This window comes from Kurthia sp. FSL E2-0154 (assembly GCF_038003625.1).
GTDB lineage: Bacteria > Bacillota > Bacilli > Bacillales_A > Planococcaceae > Kurthia > Kurthia gibsonii.
Genome location: NZ_JBBOPO010000001.1, coordinates 2542251 through 2557888 on the forward strand (window position 1 = coordinate 2542251; position 15638 = coordinate 2557888).

The 15638-nt window shown below is 35.9% G+C and carries 16 protein-coding genes and 2 pseudogenes; 5 read left to right on the top strand and 13 right to left on the bottom strand.

The window, feature by feature from the left end:
• Positions 1 to 156: 156 nt before the first annotated feature.
• The 5 genes from MHB75_RS12675 to MHB75_RS12695 all read right to left on the bottom strand — a co-directional run bounded on the left by MHB75_RS12675 (position 157) and on the right by MHB75_RS12695 (position 3246).
• Positions 157 to 654, bottom strand: a complete 498-nt coding sequence (locus MHB75_RS12675; protein WP_340998101.1) for an LURP-one-related/scramblase family protein — start codon at positions 652 to 654, stop codon at positions 157 to 159.
• Positions 655 to 664: 10 nt separating this feature from the next.
• A complete protein-coding gene (locus MHB75_RS12680) occupies positions 665 to 1594 on the bottom strand; it encodes a Gfo/Idh/MocA family protein (protein ID WP_340998103.1) in 930 nt (309 codons plus the stop codon).
• 122 nt (positions 1595 to 1716) lie between these two features.
• Positions 1717 to 2361: a peptidylprolyl isomerase gene (locus tag MHB75_RS12685; protein ID WP_340998106.1), complete on the bottom strand. Its 645-nt coding sequence runs from the start codon at positions 2359 to 2361 to the stop codon at positions 1717 to 1719.
• A gap of 331 nt (positions 2362 to 2692) precedes the next feature.
• Positions 2693 to 3034, bottom strand: coding sequence for an ankyrin repeat domain-containing protein (locus MHB75_RS12690; protein WP_340998108.1), 342 nt, complete (start codon positions 3032 to 3034; stop codon positions 2693 to 2695).
• A gap of 8 nt (positions 3035 to 3042) precedes the next feature.
• On the bottom strand, positions 3043 to 3246 hold the full coding sequence (locus MHB75_RS12695) for a hypothetical protein (RefSeq protein WP_255314682.1): 204 nt from the start codon (positions 3244 to 3246) through the stop codon (positions 3043 to 3045).
• Between the two features lie 159 nt (positions 3247 to 3405).
• Between MHB75_RS12695 and MHB75_RS12700 the strand changes: the two genes are divergently transcribed.
• Positions 3406 to 4587, top strand: a complete 1182-nt coding sequence (locus MHB75_RS12700; protein ID WP_340998111.1) for an MFS transporter — start codon at positions 3406 to 3408, stop codon at positions 4585 to 4587.
• Positions 4588 to 4884: 297 nt separating this feature from the next.
• On the opposite strand, the gene MHB75_RS12705 is transcribed toward MHB75_RS12700, so the two are convergent.
• The gene (locus tag MHB75_RS12705) at positions 4885 to 6657 is read right to left on the bottom strand and encodes an aminopeptidase P family protein (RefSeq protein ID WP_340998113.1); all 1773 of its coding nucleotides are present in this window, start codon (positions 6655 to 6657) and stop codon (positions 4885 to 4887) included.
• A gap of 169 nt (positions 6658 to 6826) precedes the next feature.
• On the opposite strand from MHB75_RS12705, the gene MHB75_RS12710 reads away from it, so the two are divergent.
• Complete coding sequence (locus MHB75_RS12710; protein WP_340998115.1) at positions 6827 to 7447, top strand: NAD(P)-dependent oxidoreductase; 621 nt, start codon at positions 6827 to 6829, stop codon at positions 7445 to 7447.
• 54 nt (positions 7448 to 7501) lie between these two features.
• Here the strand turns inward: MHB75_RS12710 and MHB75_RS12715 are convergent, their stop codons facing one another.
• On the bottom strand, positions 7502 to 8188 hold the full coding sequence (locus MHB75_RS12715; RefSeq protein ID WP_068457013.1) for a type 1 glutamine amidotransferase domain-containing protein: 687 nt from the start codon (positions 8186 to 8188) through the stop codon (positions 7502 to 7504).
• Positions 8189 to 8262: 74 nt separating this feature from the next.
• Between MHB75_RS12715 and MHB75_RS12720 the strand changes: the two genes are divergently transcribed.
• Positions 8263 to 8595: a MerR family transcriptional regulator gene (locus MHB75_RS12720; RefSeq protein WP_340998118.1), complete on the top strand. Its 333-nt coding sequence runs from the start codon at positions 8263 to 8265 to the stop codon at positions 8593 to 8595.
• A gap of 41 nt (positions 8596 to 8636) precedes the next feature.
• On the opposite strand, the pseudogene MHB75_RS12725 reads toward MHB75_RS12720, so the two are convergent.
• Positions 8637 to 9218, bottom strand: a pseudogene (locus MHB75_RS12725) (NAD(P)H-dependent oxidoreductase).
• A 119-nt stretch (positions 9219 to 9337) separates the two neighbouring features.
• Here MHB75_RS12725 and MHB75_RS12730 point away from each other — a divergent pair.
• Positions 9338 to 9769, top strand: a complete 432-nt coding sequence (locus MHB75_RS12730) for a MarR family winged helix-turn-helix transcriptional regulator (RefSeq protein ID WP_141272317.1) — start codon at positions 9338 to 9340, stop codon at positions 9767 to 9769.
• 44 nt (positions 9770 to 9813) lie between these two features.
• On the opposite strand, the gene MHB75_RS12735 is transcribed toward MHB75_RS12730, so the two are convergent.
• From MHB75_RS12735 to MHB75_RS12745, 3 genes and pseudogenes are all read right to left on the bottom strand, one after another.
• Positions 9814 to 10143, bottom strand: a complete 330-nt coding sequence (locus tag MHB75_RS12735) for a sensor histidine kinase (protein ID WP_141272315.1) — start codon at positions 10141 to 10143, stop codon at positions 9814 to 9816.
• A 208-nt stretch (positions 10144 to 10351) separates the two neighbouring features.
• Positions 10352 to 11197 carry an AraC family transcriptional regulator gene (locus MHB75_RS12740; protein ID WP_010731423.1) on the bottom strand — a complete coding sequence of 282 codons (846 nt, stop codon included), beginning with the start codon at positions 11195 to 11197 and terminating at the stop codon, positions 10352 to 10354.
• 114 nt (positions 11198 to 11311) lie between these two features.
• Positions 11312 to 11731: pseudogene (locus tag MHB75_RS12745) on the bottom strand (recombinase family protein); the annotation flags it as partial.
• A gap of 158 nt (positions 11732 to 11889) precedes the next feature.
• Between MHB75_RS12745 and MHB75_RS12750 the strand changes: the two are divergent.
• On the top strand, positions 11890 to 12270 hold the full coding sequence (locus MHB75_RS12750; protein WP_340998121.1) for a hypothetical protein: 381 nt from the start codon (positions 11890 to 11892) through the stop codon (positions 12268 to 12270).
• 124 nt (positions 12271 to 12394) lie between these two features.
• Here MHB75_RS12750 and MHB75_RS12755 read toward each other — a convergent pair whose 3' ends face one another.
• Complete coding sequence (locus MHB75_RS12755; RefSeq protein WP_340998123.1) at positions 12395 to 13861, bottom strand: N-6 DNA methylase; 1467 nt, start codon at positions 13859 to 13861, stop codon at positions 12395 to 12397.
• Positions 13862 to 13935: 74 nt separating this feature from the next.
• Complete coding sequence (locus MHB75_RS12760) at positions 13936 to 15444, bottom strand: DUF1846 domain-containing protein (protein WP_340998125.1); 1509 nt, start codon at positions 15442 to 15444, stop codon at positions 13936 to 13938.
• Positions 15445 to 15638: the final 194 nt, after the last annotated feature.

The following is a 15638-nucleotide window of genomic DNA, read 5'->3' on the forward strand; positions in this document are numbered from 1 at the left end:
ATGATACAGCGTATGAAAGTGGAACGAAATCTTTTTATAGATGTGTTAAATCTTCTTCTAAACGGTAATCCACACCTTTTCATTATTTAATTAGGTATGACTCTCTTACCCCTTTAAATAACGAAATAACGCTATCATATCATTCTGTAACGTCAACTATACAGATGTAGATGCTGCTGCTGCACGTTCATCTGCTTTTACGCAATCAATTGCTACAACAATCGCTACAAGTATAATCTCCATCGCCTCATCTAAAACTTCAATCTCATAACTATCGCCCCAACTAAACCACTTTTGTCTAACAGAGCCAATACGCGTGCGATCTTGATATACCTCAAAATTCATATCCCACCAATTTCCATTCACTTCAATTCCGTGACCCTCAATACTATATTTCGCTTTTAAAAAAGAGAACTCTTTTTTAATGGTTAATACTTCTTGCCCTTCTACCTCAACGAAAAATCGCGGTAAAAAACTAAATACTTTCTTAGTTACAAGCGCTACCTCTTGTTGCTGCTGATTTGTAATAGAGAATTTTTTAGGAATACGTAAAAAACTACCTTCTACACGATAAACATCTTCTTCAGCTTCATTTTTTACCGTAAATTTACTGTTTAAGCTAAGTACTTTTTGCTTCATATACAACTTTTTCATATTCTCACTCCTATTTTAATAAAGAATCAATTATATGTTGGACAGACGCACCTTCTTCAAATGAAACGTAGTTTGAACCTTTACCCTGAAAATAGAGAGAAACCTCATCTAAAAAAGAAATGTTAGATTTTTGTAATGTTAGTCTTTCGGCCGGTTGGTTAGGTGTACTAACCCATAATTCTGCCCAATTTCGAATGGTCATTGTCTTTTTCGTACCATGAATACGATAGATTATTTGCTCTTGTTCTGCGACACCATGCGCTCCTTGTAAAACAAACGGAATATTTCCCGGAAGTTGTGCAAGTGCACAAATACTCTGTTCACAAAGCTCTGGATTCTGCGGATAATGTGTCTGATGAGATTGAAGTGATCCTTCACCAAAAAGTCGTTCTGTCATCTGAAGATAGTGTGGGAAAATTTCACGAATAAAACCACCCTGTTCACGCGTACGAATCCAATTATTTTCTTGCCATGGACGCGGCCATTGTGGAAAATAAGTTGATAACTCAACCTGAATAACATCACCGAGTTCCTGCTGCTGTATTGCTTTTTCTACATATAAAAACTCTTCCCCGTATATCATTGGAAAGTGCATAGCTGTTTTAACACCATATGCTTTTGCAATTTCCACCATTCTTTTTCCTTCTTCTTCATTGTGAGCAAGCGGTTTTTCACAAATAACATGTAATCCTCTTTTTGCACAACCTTCTGTCAAAAACATATGGCTAATAGGTGGTGTGCCAATATAAGCGAATTCAACCTCTATTTCTAATAGTTCTTCTAAAGAAGAAGTTGTTTGAACGTTATAACGCGCCGTCATTTCCTGTAACCGCTCTGTATTCGCGTCGTACATTGCTACAATCTCTACACTGGTGGAGTTAGCTGCTTGTTGAAGTATTCTCTCTCCAACAACACCTGCTCCAATTAAAATCCCCTTCATCCTCATCATCCTCTCTTTGTGGATATCTTTTCAACTAGTATAAGTTATACACATGTGGATATCTTTTCAAAAAAATCATCCTTTATTGTATTGTGGACAACTTAGGATGATTTTTCAAATCTTTATTTTACTTTTACTGGTTCTGGGTAATCAAAGCCTTTTGTATCAACTTCGACTTTTTTCATCTTTTGATCTTTATTCGGCTTATCCGAGCCATCACGTTCAACTTTTACAATTTGGTCTACAACGTCCATTCCCGATGTCACTTTACCAAATGCCGCATAGTCACCATCTAAACTTGGTGTGTCTGCCACCATAATGAAAAACTGTGAACCTGCTGAATCATTGTTTTGACTGCGTGCCATTGATACAACACCACGTGTATGTTTTAAGTCATTGTCAAAACCATTTTTAGAGAACTCCCCTTTGATTTCATAGCCAGGACCTCCTGTACCATCCCCATCTGGGTCTCCACCTTGAATCATAAAGTCCGGAATGACACGATGGAAGATTGTTCCGTCATATGTGCCTTTTTTAATTAATGAAATAAAGTTCGCAACTGTATTCGGCGCTTTTTTTGGATATAACTCCATTTGAATTTTTTGATTATCTTCCATTGTGATGGTCACAATCGGATTCTCTTTTACTTCTGATGCATAATTTGTTTCAGGTTCTTTTGATTCTTTTTTATCTGAACTACATGCTGCTAACAATGTGATGAGTGCCATCACCATAAATAATAGTAGTCCATACTTACTCTTTTTCATGTATAAATCCTCCCTCTCTTCTTACCAAAAATATACCATACTTTTAAATAGAACCAAAAAGACAGAATGAGATAAATTATCTTACTTTCCTTTTAAACTTCGCAACGAAAAATCGGAACCGTGCCACAGCCCAATTCCGATTTTTCTTATACTCATATAAGGTGGTTATGTTCCAACCTTTATTCTAATTTAAAATCTCAATCATTTTGCGATACCCTTGTTCTTTTGCGTAATCTAACGTTGTCTTACCATAGCGGTCACGTAGATTTTGATTTGCTCCTACGTCCACAAGCTCTTGCACAATTTCTTGATATACTTTCGAACCATCTGTTCAGACAACTGCTTCAATCAATGCTGTATAACCATAATCATTTTGATGGTCAATATCTAATTGCCCTTTTTCAGCTGCTGGAATTAATGCATTTCCGCAAAAACGATTTCTTACTTGTTGATTTGGTTTTGCATGTTCCATCATGTAACGTAAAATCTCTGTTTTTACTTGTGCACCTACATATAAATAGGCGCTATCTTGAATCGCATCTTGCTGGTTAATATTTGCACCCGCGTCAATTAATAATTTTGCAATTTCTATATCATTTTCATGTGTAGCAATGAGTAATGGCGTTTCCTTTTTATTATTTATTTCGTTTACAGTCGCATTGCTACGTGCCAAAATCTCTTTTACTTTTTGTACATTTTTTCTTCTACAGCTTGTAGAAGTTCCCCTTTTTGTACTTGCTGTTCTTCTTTTGGTTGTACGTCTTCCTCTACCGCTTCTTCTGTTACCTCTGTCTTTGTCTGTTTTTCCACATTGTCACCCTCTTTTGATATGCATCCAGTCAGTAATAATATGGTAACTGCTGTTAAACCCATTATATTCTTCAACCTCTATTCACTCCATTTATATCTATTATGTTTCTCTTTTATGTCGTCGTTTACGATGCCAAGGCAATTTAAATAAATTAAATAAATTCACCTTTTCCTTATTTTATGTCCTAATTATGCTATGCTAATGAAGTTATTTTGAGAAAAAGGAGCCTGTCTATGACACAACAAGAAAACAAAACACCCTATGGTCTACTCATTTTCTCTTTAAGCCTACTTACATTCGTATTAGGTACAAGCGAATTTGTGATTGTCGGAATTTTAACTGATATTTCTTCTAGTCTTCATATTTCAAATGCACAAGCAGGTACACTCGTTTCTGCATTTGCCTTTACTTTTGCCATTACTACACCAATCGTTATGGCACTTACAAGTCACTTTAAAAAACGTCCTTGGATGCTACTGTTAATTTTAGCTTTTGTTCTATTTAATACATTATCCATTTTTGCAACAAGCTATACCGTCCTACTCGTACTTCGTATGCTGACAGCAATCGTTACAGGTGTGTTAATCTCGTTAGCGATGGTCGTAGCCAATGAATCGGTTCCCGAACACAAGCGTGGCATGGCCATCTCATTCGTATTCGGAGGCTTTACACTAGCGAATGTGATTGGCGTTCCCATTGGTACATTACTTGCTGGACACTTTTCTTGGCACGCAACATTCATCTTAACCGCTTCACTCGGTTTAGTTGCGTTCATCTTTGCACAGCGTTTATTACCGCATAAACTCAGTCAGGAGAAAGGTTCCATTCGTGACCAATTCGCACTACTTGGTAACAGTCGAATTCTAATGGCATTCTTCATTCCAGCTCTTGGCTTTGGCGCTACCTATGCCGTATTCACGTATCTTGTACCGATTTTAAAAACATTAGATATTCAAAATGAGTCCATCAGTCTCGTATTATTTGGTTATGGTGTCATTTCAATCTTTAGTAATATTCTTGCTGGAAAGATTGCTAGTCATCGTCCAATCGCCAGACTGCGTATCGTCTTCTTTATTCAAGCACTTGTATTAATCGCAATCTACTGGACAACTGATTCGTTACCACTCGCTTTAGTTAATATTGGATTGATGTCACTCATGTCGATTCTCTTAACGACTTCAACTCAGTTATATTTAATTGATTTAGCAAAAATTTATCAGCCGAGCGCAACAGGTCTTGCAGCTTCTCTCATGCCTGTCGCAAGTAATGTAGGGATTGCGATGGGTTCTGCAATTGGCGGATTTGTCTATCACGCAAGCTCGCTAACATTCATTCCATTTGTAGGTGGTGTTCTTGCGATTCTAGCATGTATTTTAACGAGTATTAGTTATCGATTGGATCAGAAATCAAAATAAAAAATTTTTTACGAAAAAGAGGACTTTTTTAAATAAGCTACGAGCGTCATAAGATATAAATAGAAATTAATATAAACCGTTAAAAACATAAAAGATTCACCCTGTAAAAAATTAAAAATAAGCAGTGAATAGATCATCGATATGATGGATGCAACTAAAAATCGACCTTTTTTCGCTAGATGATACTGCCACACAATAAAAATCATTGAGTATAAAAATACAACATAAAACATGGGATGCAACTCCTTATGTAAAAAGCGAAGTCACTCAATTTTGAATGGCTTCGCTTTTCTTTGTTTAAATTGCTCTTGTTTCGTGTTTTAACCAAGCTCGTTCTTCTTCATTTAAATATGGAGAAAGTTTGGCATATACTTCTTCATGGTATGCATTTAACCATTGCTTTTCAGCTTGTGTTAGTAATTCTACTGCGATTGCATCTACTTCAATTGGGCAGTATGTGATGGTATCAAATGCCATGAATTGACCAAATTCCGTTTTTTCTGCTTCTACTACAACTAACATGTTTTCTATACGAATGCCATGTTTTCCTTCTAAATAGATCCCTGGTTCGTTCGTCAAAATCATGCCTTTTTCTAACACAACGTGATTGTTGTTGCGAATACTTTGTGGTCCTTCATGTACATTTAAGAAGAAACCAACGCCATGTCCTGTACCGCACTTATAATCAATTCCTTCAGCCCAGATTGGTTGGCGTGCTAACACGTCTAAATTGCCGCCTGTTGAGCCATGCAAGAACTTCACTTTACTTAGTGCGATAAAACCTTGTAATACGAGTGTGAAATGGTGTTTTTCTTCATCTGTTAAAGTACCTAGCGCAATTGTACGTGTAATATCCGTCGTACCATCATAATATTGACCACCTGAATCGACTAAGAATAATCCTTGTGCTTCTAATGTCTTTTGAGTCGCTTCCTCTGCTTTATAATGCATCATCGCTGCGTTCTCTTTATATGCCGCAATTGTATCAAAGCTTGGCTCTACAAAGTCAGCCTGTTCACGACGGAAGTCTTCTAATTTTTGTTCTGCTGCGATTTCGGTAATGTTCCCAGATGCCACTTCTTCTTTTAACCATTTAATAAAACGAACCATCGCTACGCCATCACGTAATTCACATGCTTTGAAATTTTCAATTTCTACATCGTTTTTAATCGCTTTTAAGGTTGTTGTTACATCTGTTTTGGCGATGCGTTTAACAGCTGTTGGAATGGCTTCATCTAAAGCATAATTGATGCGTTGGTCATCATATAACATGACTGCATCTGTTGGTAACTTTTCAAGTGTTGCTGTAGTTTCTTCATATTCTTTAACCTCAATACCATCTGCTTCTAAAACTTCTTTCACATCTTGTGGTAATTTTTTAGAATCAATAAAGATGGTGCAATTTGTATCGGTAATCAACACATTTGCTGTCACTACAGGGTTATTTGGAACATCTGTCCCGCGAATATTTAATAACCATGCAATATCATCTAAAGAAGCAACAAGATAATGTGTTGCCTGATGTTTTTTCATCTCAGCACGTACTTCTGCTAATTTTTCTGTACGTGATTTCCCTGCATACTTCACGTCATGAATATAAGCTGGTGCATCTGAAACAGCTGGACGATCGAGCCATAGTTGACCAATTAAATCGTCTTTTGCATGAATTTTCATCTGTTTAGCAGCTGTATCCTTTTTCATACGTTCTACTAATTGTGTTGAAAATACGCGACCGTCAAAACCAATTGTCGCCTGTTCTTTTAAAACATCCGCTAACCATTCTGTATAAAAAGGTACTTCAGGATCTGCCATACGGAATAATCGAATGCCTGAACCTGCTAATTGTTTTTCTGCTTGAATATAATAACGCCCATCTGTCCATAGCCCTGCGTCATCTAATGTAATTACGACCGTACCAGCAGAACCTGTAAAACCTGAAATCCATTCACGACTCTTCCAATAATCTGCTACATACTCTCCTTGGTGTGCATCAAAACTTGGAATAATATACGCATCCAATTGATGTTCTTTCATTAATTCTCTCAGTTGTGCTACGCGTTCTTTAATCATTTTCATTTGTCCCCCTATCAAAATTACTTACCTCTCTATTTTGAACAAAAAAAGTTATTTTGTGAACCAAAGAGTGTTGAATATTTAAAAAAATCGAACATTATTTGATTTGTTATGTCATTTTCATTTAGGGTATAAGTAAATAACGCTATATTCGAGGAGGATTTTTATGAAAATCATTGTATTCGGTGCTACTGGAGGCGTTGGACGTCATGTAGTCAATCAAGCACTTCAAGCAGGTTATGAAGTGACTGCTTTTGTACGTGACTTAACAAAATTACAAATCGAAAATGACCATCTTCATGTCGTACGCGGTGACGCGACAAATGCAGAAGAAGTATCTGCTGCAATTGCAGATCATGATGCCATTGTTTCTTGTCTCGGCTCAAATAAGATGGTGGCGAAGTCTACACAATTAGAAGAAATGACCCAACACATTGTAGCTGGTATGGAAGCACATCACGTGAAGCGAATCGTCTATACCGCCTCTGCTGGAATCAATAATGAACTACCGGGTGTAGGTGGCAAAATGGTGATGAAAATGCTTCAAAATGTTTTAACTGACCATCGCCACGCTGTTGATTTGATTCAAGCACATAAAGACTTACAATATACGATTGTTCGTCCACTTGGTTTGACGAATGATGACTATACAGGAGAATATCGTGAAGCAAAAGAAGGCGTACCAGAGAATGCACGTAATATACCACGTGCTGATGTCGCACACTTTATTTTAAAAGCCTTAGATGACGACACATATATAGGCGAATCGGTAGGAATTGCACAATAATAAACCATAAAAAAATCCGAAATTGCACTTATAATGCGACTTCGGACTTTTTTATTATTGTGCTTCTAAATATTGAATAACTTCTTTTGCAACTGCAGCACCTGAAGAAGGATTCTGACCGCTTACGACACGTTCATCTGCTACTGCAAATGATGCCCAGTCATCTGATTTCACATACTGGCCGCCACGTTCTTTTAACGCGTCTTCTGTTAAGAATGGTACTACTTCTGTTAATCCTACAGCTTGTTCCTCTGTATTCGTAAATCCAGTTACTTTTTTATCTTTAATTAAATAGTCACCTGTTGCAGTTTGAATATTTAATAAGCCGACTGAACCATGACATACAGCCGCTACTACGCCGCCTTTTTCATAAATGGCACTCGCTAATTTTTGAAGGTGTGCATCTTCTGGGAAGTCCCACATTACGCCATGACCACCTGTGTAATAAATTGCATCATACTCGCTTGCATCTACTTCACTCGCAGCCATTGTTGTACCTAAACGATTTAAAAATGTAGGGTTCGTATAGTAAGACCAATCTAGTTCAGACATTTGATCTGCTTGAAGACTATGTGGATCAAGTGGTGTATAACCACCTTTAGGACTTACATAATCTACTTCATATCCTGCTTTTGTTACTTCTTCTACGAAGTGAACTGCTTCTGCTAACCATAATCCTGTAGCACGCGCTTGGTTTGGATATTTTGATACATTCGTTACGACAACTAAGATTTTTTTCATTATACATACTCCTTTTTTCTTGATATGCTTCATAATACAAGTTAAACCATACTTTAAGTCAAGGCGGACGATTCATGTACTCTATTAGACAAGCTTCAGAATTAACACAAGTGCCTGCAAGCACAATTCGCTACTATGAAAAAATTCAACTACTTCCTTTTATTCAACGTGACACAAAGGGTAATCGAATATTCACAGAGAAAGAAATCGAATTACTCAACTTAATTCGCTGTTTTCGAACGCTCGGTATGTCCATTCAGACAATCCAGCAGCAAATTCAAACATTTGAATCACAACATGCAGAATTAAATGTGCAAGCAATTTTGCAACAACATAAACAAACATTAGTTGAGCAAATTGACATTCTTCAAACTTATATTCAAGAAATTGATACAAAAATTGAATAAATGAGTATCTATAAAAAACGCATATGAAATTGCGTTTTTTTTTATAAATTTCTCATATGACTTTCAATTTGTAACAACCTCTTTTGTTGTTTTCCCTCTTTTTTCTCCATAGAACCAAATTCAAAAAACTTTATCTTTTTAATACCGACAAATTGAAATAGTGCACGCTTCATCAAAATTTTATGTGCATTATGCAGCTAAATGAATGGATAATGTGTTGGTCCTTTCATTGTTGAAATACAAATAGCTGATTTTCCTTTTAATAACCCCTCTGCAAATAATCCCTTTGTATCTCGATATGCAAAGTTTGCAGAAAATAATTTATCAATATATCCCAATAACATTGCGGGTGGTCTTCCCCACCAAATTGGATAAATAAAAATCAGTTGATTCGCCCATTTAATTTGCTCCCTGTATTTCTCTAAATCTGGGTCTTTATATAAATCTCTTCTTCGTTTTTCTTTATGGAAATCTAATACTGGATTAAAATTTTCAGCATATAAATCGAGCACTTGTACTTCATGTTTTTGAGAATGATCATGCAGCCCTTTTAATGTGTGTTGTAAAAATGACGCATTTAAACTTTCGTGATTCGGATATGTGTACACAATTAAAATATTCATTCTACACCTCTTTTAGTTATCATTTGATAACTAAATATAACTTGCAAAGTAATTAGTTGTCAAATGATAATTGTTTTTAGATAAGTTATTTGATATGTTTTTTTAAAGGAGTGTCTCTTATGAACGAAAAAACCTTATTTGAAAAAGTTATTTCCTTTACATCTGCTGTACATTTAACCACACAACAACTCACAAAGGATGTAAAAAATGAACATCTAACAGCTGTTCAATATGCTATTTTAGAGTACATTACAGTGAGCCAACCGGTAACACCAAGTGAAATTAGCGAATGTCTCCATATTTCTCTACCGAATACAAGTCGTGAATTACGAAAATTATTAGAACAAAAATGGATTATAAAAGAAACCGATGCTGTGGATCGTCGAAAACAAGTAATTTCATTATCTACTGAAGGTACAAAAATGATGTCTACTTCTTTTCAAAAAATCGAACATAAATTTCAAAAAAGAATCGAGCATTTAACTGCTGCCGAAAAGTTTGAACTTGAAAAAGCACTTGATTTACTACAACAAAAATTATTTTATGACTAAAAAACAGCCCTTTCTTGAACCAAAGGGCTGTTTTTTTATATCTATTATGTGTGCAATGTTTTACTAATTTTAATGGTAACGGTTGTCCCTTCATTGATTGTAGAATCAGTCGTCACACCGTACGTTTCTCCGTAGTACAGTTTAATACGTTCATCCACATTTTGAATACCGACACCGCCTAGTTTTGTTTGTTTTTTCTCTTGTATTTCATCTAGAGTAGATGTGTCGAATCCTTCTCCATTATCCTCTACATAAAAGGTTAAATCTTCTCCTTCATCTTTTACATAGATTCGAATCTCACCTGTATGCGAAAGACCTCGAATCCCATGATACAAGGCATTTTCAACAATCGGCTGTAATAAAATTTTTGACATTTGAATAGAAGCAAGTGACGGTTCACACTCAATTGTGTAATTAAGTTGATCACCATAACGCTCTTTTTGGGGTAGCGTCAGGAAAATGCGGATTTACAACGATAAGGAATTTCCAATATAAAAAGCCTGATTTCCCATCACCTAAATTGAGAAATTAGGCTCTTTTTTCGTTACTCCATAAACAGCATTCTATTACTGAATATGTAATTTACTTCGGGATAACAGGGACCCAGAGTTCGTGTCTTGGTTTATGCTTCGGACCGTAATAACATTCTATACACGGTAAATTTGCAAGTTCATACTCGGAGGTAGGGACCCACTCGGAATATAAACGTTTCCATGCATCCACTATGTTCGGAAAAACTGCCCATGTACTTGCGGGAATAATAAGCGTCTCCATATTTTCTGGGGATTCCCCATCGTATCTTACGCCCATGAAATAGGAAAATTGTTCATCTGTTATGGCAGCTTCTTTTCCGCAAACCCCCAGAAGGCTTTCAAGCGTGCATTTTGGATTTTCCCATGACATATCTACTAGTTCTTGCATAAATCCATCTTTTTTCGCAGTGTTCCAAAGCGTAGGGATTGTTTTAAATGCTCTGCTTGTTTTTACTGGCTTACTTTTTCCAACAATTCTTAATTCAAAATCAAGGTTTTCAATTCTGTACTCCATCTCGGTATCTCCTTTAATAGAAATTTGAAAGGAAATTCTGGGAAAGGCTTTTAACTGTACCCCTCTATTACGAGCATTGGAAGGGGTTACTCCATGCATTTTTTGAAAAGCACGTGAGAAAGTATCAGAAGAAACATAACCATATTTAATTGCCACATCAATGATCCGAATATCACTTTTTTGAATTTCAAATGCTGCGAGTGTTAACCGTCTACGTCTAATATATTCTGATAGCGATATACCTGAGATTGAAGAGAACATTCTTGAAAAATGAAACTCAGAACAATTAGCTGCTTTTGCAATCTCTTTGTAGTCTATTTCTTCATTCAAGCTATTTTCAATGTAGTTTAACGCATTGTTCATTCTTTCTAGCCAATCCATAGGTTTACTCCCTTTCAATATTTACTTTAAAACAAAATAGATAATAATTGCCGACATTTCATGCCTAAAAATGTTGGTATCAAAAAATAAACCTTTTGATAGAATCAGGACAAACTATTTGTTTCCTTCCGATAGCCTTCTATATAATGAAGCCCTAGACACATTAGTAATTTCGCAAATTTGATTTACAGTCATACCGCCTTCTTTATATAGTTTTACTGCATAATTCATTCCTGCGTGATTTTTATGATATTTCTTTAAACGACCCTTAAACTTCCCTTCTTTCTTAGCCAGCTCAATCCCTTCTCGTTGACGCATACGGATAAGATCTCGTTCTAATTGGTTCACACCAGCCATTACTGTAATTAAGAATTGGCTGTATGGATTATCCTCTGATAAATCTAGCCATGTATCCTTGAGTGATTTTAAGCTTGCCTTTTTCCTGCGTATTAAATCAATCAATTCAAATAAGTTCTGCGTACTCCGAGTGATCCGAGTTAAGTCTGTAACATAAATAATGTCATCATTTCCCCACCCATCTAAAATATATACTATTTTATACATTATAAGGTCTTTTTAACTAGAACTAAAGATGTATTGTATATACTTTTTAATATTTCCACTATTTTTAAATGGTTTATTGATTTACATTATAAATCTTTTTTTATATTTTATGGTAAAATAAGGTTGAGGTGGTGAATAATATGAACTTTAAACAACTATCACTCGGTAAAAAAATTATCTTAATTACAACTGTAATCGCTCTTATTTCTTTATTTTTGCCGTGGGTTGAATTAGGTATTTTAAGTACTTCTGGTTTCCAACAAGGTGGATATCTTTTTTTAATTGCTTTTATTTATCCAGTTTATTGTGTTCTCAAGAATACTTATATAAATAAAGTTGGCGGACTAGTTTGTGGAATCGTAGCATTAATTGCTTCAATTGCTTATATTAGTTCAAAATCAGACGAAATATTTGGGACTGCCATTAATGTAGCAGGTTCAGGTGCCTATCTTTTTTTAATTTCAACAATCGGATTGATTATTGGCGTAGTTTTAGATAAGCGAATCTGATTAAGAGCGTTTGGTAGCTTTATTTATTTTCTAATTAAATGTATTTCAAAATGGCCCCTAGGATTTTTGATATCTAGGAGCTATTTTTAATTCTATAAATATAGTGAAAATTTTTCTTGGTATTTTATGTCCGTTGTACCAGATTCCTATTAAATTCTTTAATTTTCTTCGTTGTTTCATTTGAGAATGCAGTAACGCGATGAATCATGTCGTTGATGTCCCTTAATTGATCCTCATATGCATATTGTTGTTCTGCAAGTTCATAAGCTTGTTTTGCTAATATGCCTAACTGACTTTTTTGCTCATTCGTAAACGGTAATAAGGGGACTCTCGCCACATAACCTGAGGTCACCATATTTGAACGATTTAAAATACCACGTACTAAATAGGTGACTAACTCTGAATTGAGGTAAGCTAGTAACCACCAAACATCTTCATCCTCACAAATAATATTCGCGTTCACACCATATGTCACATTTTTAGGGAGACGACTCGCTGTAAAAGCTACACCCATTGAAGAACAGGTAATACCAGATTGATAGAGAAGTTGTTTATTACGCACATTAAACGTTGGTATCAATCGATCAAATTCTAAAAAATCTTCATGTAAATAAAGTCGAACTGGTGCGTAGAAGCGGTGACTTCCCGGATTTTTATAAAATGGAATTGTAAACGGTGCACGTTTTTCTTTTGATAAATAAAGTGAGTCTTTTCCTGTCGAGATCCCTGTCACACAATCAAACTTGTCACCGAGTCGGGCATATTGAAAAAGCTTTTTAACCTCTACAGGACAATCAATCATCCACTCTGCATAATCTTTTTCATCATTCAAAATTAATTCATCTAACGTATGTGTGTTCACTTCTCCATTCATAAATTCAGTCAGCTGTTGTTGCAATTGTTCTGTAAAAGCAGCTGTTGAAATTGGTCGGTTTTTTGCATAGACGCCCTTTTGATAAGACGTTCCTTTTTGTAAAATGATGATACTTGTTCTTACGTCTGCCGATTGTTCATGAAACAAGTCTGTTGGACACATCGTAATCTCATGAATCGTACATGTTTCCAATATCTTTCTGCGTAAATTCTGATGAGCCTTTGCTGTAAAGAAAGAATCGTATGTAATAAATCCTAGTACTGCACCGTCTTTCGCTACATCAATTAAAGCCGATATGAACATGCTATACATATTGTGTACGCCTACATCGGAAAATAATACTTTCAATTCTTTTTTATTCTTTTGAATGTAATCGACTTCGTGGCAATTATAAGGAGGGTTCGCAATATAGTAATCATAGTGAAGTGGTTCTCGTTGTTCTCTATATACATCAATAAAATTCATCTGTGTAAATGTGCAACTATACGTTTCTTCATGTCGAAAAATATCTACACCGTCCACTGTATAACCCTCTGCTAAGAAATGCGTGATTAACTCTTCCTTCCCCACACAAGGGTCCAATACAGTTCGTCCATTTGGTTGAATCATGCGAAGTCTGTCCGTCAGATAACGCGCTACGAAGTCGGGTGTATAGTAATAGCCAAGCTCTCGTCGGTCCATCTTCTCTACTTGTAAAACTTTCAAACCTCTACCCAAGATACTCTCCTCCTTTTCTTTTATTGTACATGAAAAAATGTAGCCTTCTCTTGCAAAGAAGACTACATATATCATTAGTTATAGAATAAATTATCAGTTGGATAGATTGGATCGTTCGTTACGTCCATACCTAAGTTTTTCAATGTTTGCTCATTCTCATGATTTAAAATAACTGTTGAATGCGCCTGTGTATCTTGTAAGTTTGGTAATTGCTTATAAGCTAACTCAGACGTTGGATTCGTTACTGCGCTAATTGATAACGCAATTAACACTTCGTTCGCAGTTAATGTCGGTACACGACTATTTAGCTCATCTGTTTTTAAGCGTTGAATCGTTTCTAAAATCATTGGTGATAATAGTTTAATTTCATCTGAAATATTCGCTAATTTCTTCAAGCTATTTAAGATGGCTGCAGCTGATGCATCCATTAACTTTGTTGTACGCCCTGTAATCATTTCACCGTTCGGTAATTCTACAGCGATTACAGCTTGTAAATTCGTGCTACCTTCTTGTTCCTGTAATTGCTTCGCATATTCACGTGCAGGCAATACTGGCGCACGATCTTCTTTTTTCAAATTCGTTTCTTCTAAAATCACTTGCATGTGACGTACGCTATCTTCATCAGCTAAACCTTTTTTATAATCATTCTCTACGCTAAAGCTACGACGAATGATTTCTTGGCGTGCTGCTTCTTGTACGATTTCATCGTCTGTAATTCCTGATTTCAGACGGTTTACACCCATATCTGTTGGTGATTGATACACTGATTCTTTCCCTGTAATACGCTCAATAATACGTTTAATGACAGGGAATGTTTCCATATCACGATTGTAGTTTACAGCGACTTTTCCATACGCTTCATAGTGATAGTTATCAATTAGGTTCACATCTTTTAAATCGACTGTTGCGGCTTCATATGCGATATTCACAGGATGTTTTAAAGGTAAGTTCCAAACAGGGAACGTCTCAAACTTCGCATAACCCACTTTATTACCTAAGCGATGTTCATGATACATCTGATTCAAACAAGTCGCTAACTTACCACTAGCTGGTCCTGGAGCTGTTACAACGATGATTGGCTTCGTTGTTTCGATATATGGATTCTTCGCAAATCCTTCTTCTCCGATGACTTCTTCTACGCTTGTAGGGTAACCTTTGATTTGGCTATGTGTGAATACACGAATACCACTACGCTCTAACTTCGTCATAAATACTTTGGCTGTTGGTTGTCCTTCATAACGTGTTAAAAGTACGCTATTCACAGAAATACCGTATGCGCGGTACTCGTCGATTAAACGCAGTACATCTTGGTCATAGGTAATCCCGTAATCTTCACGTACTTTATTACGCTCGATATCTCCTGCATACACACAAATGATAATCTCTGCATTATCTTTTAATGTGTTTAATAATTTGATTTTCGCATCTTCATCAAATCCTGGTAACACACGCTTCGCATGCTTATCCCCGATTAATTTCCCACCAAATTCTAAGTATAACTTATCATACTGCTCTACTCGTTCTAAGATATAAGCAGACTGTTCTTGCAAATACTTCTCGATATCAAATCCAACTTTTTTCATTTGATTTCTGCGCGCCCTTTCTCTCAAGCTCTTTCCTCAAATGGTTACCCATTTCGAAAGAATGCTCACTAAAATACATCTTTTATCATTATAAGGCTTTCAAAAAAATAGACAAAGGAAAAGAGGCTGGGACATAAATAGCTCTCAGTCACACAAAAAGGAGATTGCGCAGGCAATCTCCTTTTTTGTGTGAT

Excerpts from the sequence above, each read along its gene's own strand:
- MHB75_RS12735 (WP_141272315.1), bottom strand. The coding sequence starts at position 10,143 with ATGTCAAAAATTTTATTACAGCCGATTGTTGAAAATGCCTTGTATCAT.
- MHB75_RS12740 (WP_010731423.1), bottom strand. The coding sequence starts at position 11,197 with ATGGATTGGCTAGAAAGAATGAACAATGCGTTAAACTACATTGAAAAT.
- MHB75_RS12710 (WP_340998115.1), top strand. The coding sequence starts at position 6,827 with ATGAAAATCATTGTATTCGGTGCTACTGGAGGCGTTGGACGTCATGTA.
- MHB75_RS12720 (WP_340998118.1), top strand. The coding sequence starts at position 8,263 with ATGTACTCTATTAGACAAGCTTCAGAATTAACACAAGTGCCTGCAAGC.
- MHB75_RS12705 (WP_340998113.1), bottom strand. The coding sequence starts at position 6,657 with ATGATTAAAGAACGCGTAGCACAACTGAGAGAATTAATGAAAGAACAT.
- MHB75_RS12715 (WP_068457013.1), bottom strand. The coding sequence starts at position 8,188 with ATGAAAAAAATCTTAGTTGTCGTAACGAATGTATCAAAATATCCAAAC.
- MHB75_RS12700 (WP_340998111.1), top strand. The coding sequence starts at position 3,406 with ATGACACAACAAGAAAACAAAACACCCTATGGTCTACTCATTTTCTCT.
- MHB75_RS12760 (WP_340998125.1), bottom strand. The coding sequence starts at position 15,444 with ATGAAAAAAGTTGGATTTGATATCGAGAAGTATTTGCAAGAACAGTCT.
- MHB75_RS12675 (WP_340998101.1), bottom strand. The coding sequence starts at position 654 with ATGAAAAAGTTGTATATGAAGCAAAAAGTACTTAGCTTAAACAGTAAA.
- MHB75_RS12730 (WP_141272317.1), top strand. The coding sequence starts at position 9,338 with ATGAACGAAAAAACCTTATTTGAAAAAGTTATTTCCTTTACATCTGCT.
- MHB75_RS12680 (WP_340998103.1), bottom strand. The coding sequence starts at position 1,594 with ATGAAGGGGATTTTAATTGGAGCAGGTGTTGTTGGAGAGAGAATACTT.
- MHB75_RS12685 (WP_340998106.1), bottom strand. The coding sequence starts at position 2,361 with ATGAAAAAGAGTAAGTATGGACTACTATTATTTATGGTGATGGCACTC.